Genomic DNA, 6,530 nt, shown 5'->3' on the forward strand with positions numbered 1-6,530 from the left:
GCCTTCGGGCCGGTCTGGGTCGCGCGCGACCGGGCGGCGGGGGCGCGGGCGGCGGTCGAAGCCGGGGCGCAGGCGATCATCCTCGACGACGGCTTCCAGAACCCGGCGCTGGACAAGGATCTCTCGATCGTGGTGGTCGACGCCGCCCGCGGCTTCGGCAACGGGCGCGTGATCCCGGCGGGACCGCTGCGCGAACCGGTGGAGGAAGGGCTCGCGCGCGCCGACATGGTGCTGTCGATCGGCGGGGAAGAGCAGCAGCGCCGCTTCAGGGCCCGCTGGGGGGCTGCGCTGGGCGGATTGCCGCATCTGTCCGGGCGGCTCGCGCCGCTGATGACGGGCATGGTCTGGGAGCGGATGCCGGTGCTGGCCTTTGCGGGGATCGGCCATCCGGAGAAATTCTTCGCCACGCTCAAGGGTCTTGGCGCCGATCTGCGCCGGGCCGAGCCCTTGGGCGATCACCAGCCGCTGACGCCCGCGCTTATGACACGGCTGGAGCAGGAGGCGCGCGCTCTGCCCGCGCAGCTGGTGACAACGGAAAAGGACGCGGTGCGCCTGCCCGCGTCCTTCAGATCCAAGGTGCTGACCCTGCCGGTGCGGCTCGAATGGGGCGACGTGGCCCCGCTCGACGCCGCTCTGGACCGGCTGGGGCTTACTCCTCGATAAGCCCGTCGATGATCTCGGCCATGTCGGGCCAGGCCATGTTCGCATACTTCTCGCCGTTGATCAGGAAGGTCGGGGTGGAGTTGATCCCGTCCTCCTCGGCGTTCTGCTCGAACCAGTTCACCAGTTCCTGCGCCTTGTCGCCATCGGTCAGGCAGGCTTCGAGCTGCGCCTCTTCCAGCCCGGCCTTGAGGCCGATCTCGCGCAGCTTGGTCGCGATCGCCGCCGGATCGCCGCCAGCGGCCCAGTCGCGCTGCTGCTCGTAGAGCATGTCCGAGACACCGAAGAATTTCTGCTCGCCGCCGCAGCGCGCGATCATCGAGGCCCAGAGGCCGGGCCGGTCGAAATAGACCTCGCGGTAGACGAAGCGCACCTTGCCCTCGTCGATGTAGTCCTTGAGCTGCGGATAGCTCTCCTCGTGCCAGTTGGCGCAATGCGGGCAGGTGTAGGAGGCGTATTCCATCACCGTGACCGGCGCGTCCTCGGCACCCTGCGCCATCTCGACGATGCCCTCCTCGGCGGGGGCGGTCTCCGTCGCAGTTTCGACCTCGGTTTCCGCCTCGGCCTCCATCTCCGCTTCGGCTTCCACCTCGGTCCCGGCCTCCGCTTCGATTTCGGTTTCCGTCTCGACCGCGGTCTCGGCTTCGACCTCGGTGGCCTCCTGCGCCGAGAGCGGGGCCGCGAGGGCCATCCAGCCCAGCGCGGCGGTCAGGGCGATGGTGGAGCTTGCGAGTTTCATCAGTGGTCTGCCTTCAATTCCGTCGTTTGGACAGGACATTGGCAGCCAAGGCCTCGAGCGCAAGTCGCAATTCCGTGTCCCCGACCCCTTCGGCGGTCTTCGCCGCCTGCGCCCTCACTTGCGGGTCGGGCCGGGCGGGGGCCGGTTTCGGGGCGGGGGCGAAGGCCGCCTGCCCCTCGGCGAATCCCGTCGGCGCGGTCTGGGTGATGCGCACCTTGGAAATCGCGCGGTAGCCGTAGCAGGCGTTGACCCGCTCGCGGATCGCCTCGGCCTGCATCGACAGCATCGGCGCCTGCGCGCCCGTGGTCAGCAGCGTCAGCGTCGCGCCAAGCCCGTCGCGCCCGTAGCCGACCTTCACCGGCTGCGCAATCCGGGCCGTGTCTTCGCCCACGATCTCGGCCCAATGGGTGAGCAGACGCGTCACCGCGAATCCCCGCGCTTCGGAGGCGCCGCGGATGCGCGACTGCAGCAGGCCGGAGGCCTGCGCAAAACCGCGTGTGGAGGAGTGGCGTCGCTGTTTCATGACAGCACCCACCCTACTAGATGGGAGGGGGGCCGGGCCAGAGGGGACGACGTGCAGGAAACCGAAATCACCGAAGCGCTTCTGGCGTGGTACGACCGTCATGCCCGGACCATGCCGTGGCGCACCGGCCCGGCCGAACGCGCGGCGGGCATCCGCCCCGATCCCTACCGTGTCTGGCTGTCGGAGGTGATGCTGCAGCAGACCACCGTGGCCGCCGTGCGGAAATATCACGAACGATTCACCGCGCTCTGGCCCACCGTCGCCGATCTGGCCGCCGCGCCGGACGCCGATGTCATGGCCGAATGGGCGGGACTGGGCTACTACGCCCGCGCCCGCAACCTGCTCAAATGCGCGCGCGCGATCGTCGCCGATCACGGCGGGCGCTTTCCCGACACGCATGACGCGCTGATCGCCCTGCCCGGCATCGGCCCCTACACCGCCGCCGCCGTGGCCGCGATCGCCTTCGACCGGCCCGAGACGGTGGTCGATGGCAATGTCGAGCGGGTGATGTCGCGCCTTTTCGACGTGGACACCCCGCTGCCCGCCGCCAAGCCCGAGCTCACGGCCCATGCCGCGCGGCTGACCTCCCACGCCCGCCCCGGCGATCACGCGCAGGCGGTGATGGATCTCGGCGCCACGATCTGCACGCCGAAAAGCCCCGCCTGCGGCATCTGTCCTTTGCGCGATCCCTGCCTTGCCCGCCAGAACGGCACCGAAGCCCAGCGCCCGGTAAAGGCGCCGAAGAAGGCCAAGCCGCATCGTCGCGGCTACGCCTATGTCGGACGGCGGGACGACGGCGCCTGGCTGGTGGAGACCCGGCCCGAAAAGGGGCTCCTGGGCGGGATGCTGGGCTTTCCCGGCTCGGAGTGGAGCGACGCACCGGCCCCCCTGCCCCCTGCGCCCGCCGATTGGCGCGCGGTGGGCGAAGCAGAGCATGTCTTCACCCATTTCCGGCTGACGCTGACCGTCATGGTCGCCGATCTGCCGCCCTCGAACCCCGAACGCGGGCATTTCGTGCCAGCCTCCGAGTTCCGCCCCGGCACCCTGCCCACGGCGATGCGCAAGGTGCACGACGTCGCGGCGCCGCATCTCCTCGTTGAGCGGGCGAGAGCGGCTGGCTAGACTTCGCGCATGAGCACCCTCCCCGCCACCCGCGCGTCCCTTCTTGCCGCCCTGCCCTACTGGGTGTCGCTGCTGACGCTGCCTCTGGCGGCGTTCGCGGCCCAAATGGGCGGCTGGTGGGTGCTCCTGCTGCCCGCCTTTGCCTGGCTGCTGTTCGACATCCTCGATCTCGTCGGCGGGCTCGACCGATCGAACCCCGACCCCGACACGCCCGAGGAGGCGCTGTTCTGGCACAGCCTGCTGACCATGATCTGGGTGCCTGCGCAGGCGGCCATGACCTTCGGCCTCGTCTTCTACGCCACCCGCGCGGGGCATCTGGGCGGCTGGGAGAAGATCGGCCTTTTCGTGGGTCAGGGCGTAATCTCGGGCGCGGTCGGCATCGTCTATGCGCATGAACTCCTGCACCAGCGGGACCGGGTCGAGCGCTGGCTGGGCGACATCCTGCTGGCCATGGTGCTCTGGTCGCCCTTCCGCTCGCATCACCTGCGAGTGCATCACCTGCATGTCGGCACCCCCGCCGACGTGGTGACGGCGCGCTACAACGAGGGGTTTCACCGGCACTTCTTTCGCGTGCTGTGGCGGATGCCCCGCGACGCATGGCGGGCCGAGGCGCGGATGCTGGCGCGCAAGGGGCTGGGGATGAAAAGCCGCGCGAATCCCTTCTGGCGCTACGCCGCGCTGCAGGCGGGGATGCTGGCGCTGGCACTGGCACTTGGCGGGATCGAGGGGCTGGCGCTCTTCGCGCTGCAGGCCTTCGTCGCGATCTGGCAGCTGGAGCTCGTCAATTACATCGAGCATTACGGGCTGACGCGGAAGCATCTGGGCGATGGCCGTTACGAGCCGGTGCGCCCGCGCCATTCCTGGAACGCCGAGCACCGCGCCTCGAACCGGCTGCTGATCAACCTGCAGCGCCATTCGGACCATCACTACAAGCCTGACCGCCGCTATCCGCTGCTGCAGACCTACCCGCCCGAAGAGGCGCCGCAGCTGCCGCAGGGCTATCCGATCATGGGGGTGGCGGCGCTGATCCCGCCCCTGTGGCGGCGGATGATGAACCCCCGCGTGCGCGCGTGGCGGCGGCAGTTCTACCCCGAGATTTCGGATTGGGGACCGTACAAGCGCGGCGAGCTGCCCAGGCCCCGCGGGGCCTAGCCCTCGGCCATCTCGGCGCGCACCTGCTGGCGCAGCAGGTCGATCGGCACGGTCATGCCGTCGCGCTTGAAGTGCCAGTAGGTCCAGCCATTGCACGACGGCGCGCCCTCGAGCTGGGCGCCGACCTGATGGATCGAGCCCTTGGCCTCGGAACAGACCAGCGTGCCGTCGGCGCGCACCCGCGCCTTGTGGCGGCCACCCAGGCTATGCAGCACCTCGCCCGGGCGCAGCATACCCCGCTCGACCAGAACGCCGAAGGCGACGCGCGGCTCGGCGCGTTTTGAGGTCGAGACCTGCAGCGCGTCCGAATCGTAGGGGCGCACCTGCGCGATTCGCGCCTTGGCGACCTTGCGGTAGTCGGCCTCGCGCTCGATGCCGATGAAATCGCGGCCCATTGCCTTGGCCACCGCGCCGGTGGTGCCGGTGCCGAAGAACGGATCGAGGATCACATCGCCGGGGTTGGTGGTGCCGAGGATCACCCGGTGCAGCAGCGATTCGGGCTTTTGCGTCGGATGCGCCTTCTGGCCGCTCTCGTCCTTCAAGCGCTCGTGCCCGGTGCAGATCGGCAGCACCCAGTCCGAGCGCATCTGCACGCCTTCGTTCAGCGCCTTCAGCGCCTCGTAGTTGAAGGTGTATTTCGCGCCTTCGGATTTCGAGGCCCAGATTAGCGTCTCATGCGCGTTGGTCAGCCGCTTGCCGCGGAAGTTCGGCATCGGGTTGGATTTGCGCCAGACCACGTCGTTGAGAATCCAGAAGCCCTGATTCTGCAGTTCGGCGCCGAGGCGGAACACGTTGTGATAAGAGCCGATCACCCAGATCGCGCCATGCGGCTTGAGGATGCGGCGGGCTTGGCGAAGCCAGGCGCGGGTGAAGGCGTCATAGGTCTTGAAGCTGGCGAAGCTGTCCCAGTCGTCATCGACCGCATCGACGCGGGAATTGTCGGGGCGCATGAGATCGCCGCGAAGCTGCAGGTTGTAGGGCGGGTCGGCAAAGACCAGATCGACGCTCTCGTCCGGCAGCTTGCGCATCTGCGCCACGCAGTCGCCCGCCAAAACGTTGTTGAGGGGAAGCGTTCCCGCCCCCCGGCTTTTCGTCTTCGTGGTCATGAAAAACGCCTCTGATCCGCGGCGGTCGCCCGCTTCGTGGTTGTGGATAAATATGAGTCAGAGGTGAGTCGGTGTCAAAATCTTTTTCGAATCAGTCGCTTGCGATTGCGCCTTGATACAAGATGTTGTGGATAGGCCTGAACTTGCGCCTATGATGAGGTGTAACCCCCAGCTCCTGCAGCGCCGCCTTGTGCTGGGCCGTGCCATAGCCCGCGTTGCGCTCCCAGCCATAGCCGGGATGGGCGCGGGCCAGATCGGCCATGATCCTGTCGCGCTCCACCTTGGCGATGATCGAGGCGGCGGCGATGCTGAGCGAGCGCCCGTCGCCGCCCACCAGCGTCTCGCAAGGGCGGTCGAGCCCGCGCGGCACCATGTTGCCATCGACCAGCACGTGGCAGGGCGGCAGGCTCAGCCCGGCGATGGCGCGGATCATCGCGAGATGCGCGGCACGCAGGATGTTGTGGTCCTCGATTTCGGCGACGCTGGCATGGGCGATCGAAACCTCGGCCGTGCGCGCGATCTCGGCGGCCAGCGCGGTGCGGCGCCGCTGCGTCAGGCGTTTCGAATCATCGAGCCCCTCGGGGATGCAGAGGGGGTCGAGAATCACCGCCGCGGCGGTGACCGGTCCGGCGAGCGGACCGCGCCCGACCTCGTCAACGCCGCAGATGCGGATGAGCCCGAGGTCGCGGGCGGCGGTCTCGTGTGAAAAATCGGGTGGCATGCCCGGCTTCTGGCCCGGGGCGGCGCCGCGATCAAGCCCGGCGGCCGGCGCGGATACCAAAAGAGGGCGGAGGATCTGGATCCCCCGCCCCCGATGGGGATGCGGCATCTGGGGCAAGAGCCGCATCCCTGCACGACCGTTTTACCGGACGGCAACTCTGTAGCCGCGCCCGCGCAGGCACTGCGTGTCATAGCCGGAGATCGCGCCGCCATCGGCCGCGCTCACCGCGCAGTCGCCCGGAAAGCTGCGCGCCAGAACCGGGTAGCCGTCGAGGCAGGCGGCATCGACGACCGATGCGGCCTCGAAATCGATCTGCCGCTGGCGCAGGCAGGCGAAGGGGATCTCCCCCGTGGCGACCGGGGTGGTGGTCTGCGGCATCGGCGTGGCCGGGGCGGCGGCGGCCGGCTGCCAGTCGCGCAGCAGATCGGGCGTGACTTCCTCGCGCGGCACGGAGGGCCAGGCCTCGGGGCGGGCCTGCGGCGTTTCGGGGGCCACCGGCGCCAGCTG

Annotated in this window: 8 protein-coding genes; 3 read left to right on the forward strand and 5 right to left on the reverse strand. The window is 69.0% G+C overall.

Annotated features, from left to right (window positions below):
• On the forward strand, positions 1–663 hold a 663-nt coding region (gene lpxK, locus NHG85_RS09215; protein ID WP_253331690.1), incomplete at its 5' end, for a tetraacyldisaccharide 4'-kinase.
• Here the strand turns inward: lpxK and NHG85_RS09220 are convergent.
• Positions 650–1,399: a DsbA family protein gene (locus NHG85_RS09220; RefSeq protein ID WP_253331692.1), complete on the reverse strand. Its 750-nt coding sequence runs from the start codon at positions 1,397–1,399 to the stop codon at positions 650–652. The two genes, lpxK and NHG85_RS09220, sit on opposite strands and share 14 nt — an antisense overlap.
• Before the next feature lie 13 nt (positions 1,400–1,412).
• Entirely contained in the window at positions 1,413–1,922 is a 510-nt protein-coding gene (locus NHG85_RS09225; protein ID WP_253331694.1) for a DUF721 domain-containing protein, read from the reverse strand.
• Between the two features lie 111 nt (positions 1,923–2,033).
• Between NHG85_RS09225 and NHG85_RS09230 the strand changes: the two genes are divergently transcribed.
• Positions 2,034–3,044 (forward strand): A/G-specific adenine glycosylase, encoded by a 1,011-nt coding sequence (locus NHG85_RS09230; protein WP_253331705.1) that lies wholly within the window; start codon positions 2,034–2,036, stop codon positions 3,042–3,044.
• Positions 3,045–3,053: 9 nt separating this feature from the next.
• Positions 3,054–4,196, forward strand: a complete 1,143-nt coding sequence (locus NHG85_RS09235) for an alkane 1-monooxygenase (protein WP_253331696.1) — start codon at positions 3,054–3,056, stop codon at positions 4,194–4,196.
• Here the strand turns inward: NHG85_RS09235 and NHG85_RS09240 are convergent.
• The 3 genes from NHG85_RS09240 to NHG85_RS09250 form a co-directional block, all read right to left on the reverse strand.
• The gene (locus NHG85_RS09240) at positions 4,193–5,302 is read right to left on the reverse strand and encodes a site-specific DNA-methyltransferase (protein ID WP_253331699.1); all 1,110 of its coding nucleotides are present in this window, start codon (positions 5,300–5,302) and stop codon (positions 4,193–4,195) included. The two genes, NHG85_RS09235 and NHG85_RS09240, sit on opposite strands and share 4 nt — an antisense overlap.
• Positions 5,303–5,393: 91 nt before the next feature.
• Positions 5,394–6,023 (reverse strand): ribonuclease HII, encoded by a 630-nt coding sequence (rnhB, locus tag NHG85_RS09245; RefSeq protein WP_253331701.1) that lies wholly within the window; start codon positions 6,021–6,023, stop codon positions 5,394–5,396.
• 141 nt (positions 6,024–6,164) lie between these two features.
• Positions 6,165–6,530, reverse strand: a 366-nt coding sequence (locus tag NHG85_RS09250) for a hypothetical protein (protein ID WP_253331703.1), incomplete at its 5' end; no start/stop codon positions are given.

Source organism: Limimaricola litoreus (assembly GCF_024159025.1).
GTDB classification, from domain to species: Bacteria; Pseudomonadota; Alphaproteobacteria; order Rhodobacterales; family Rhodobacteraceae; genus Limimaricola; species Limimaricola litoreus.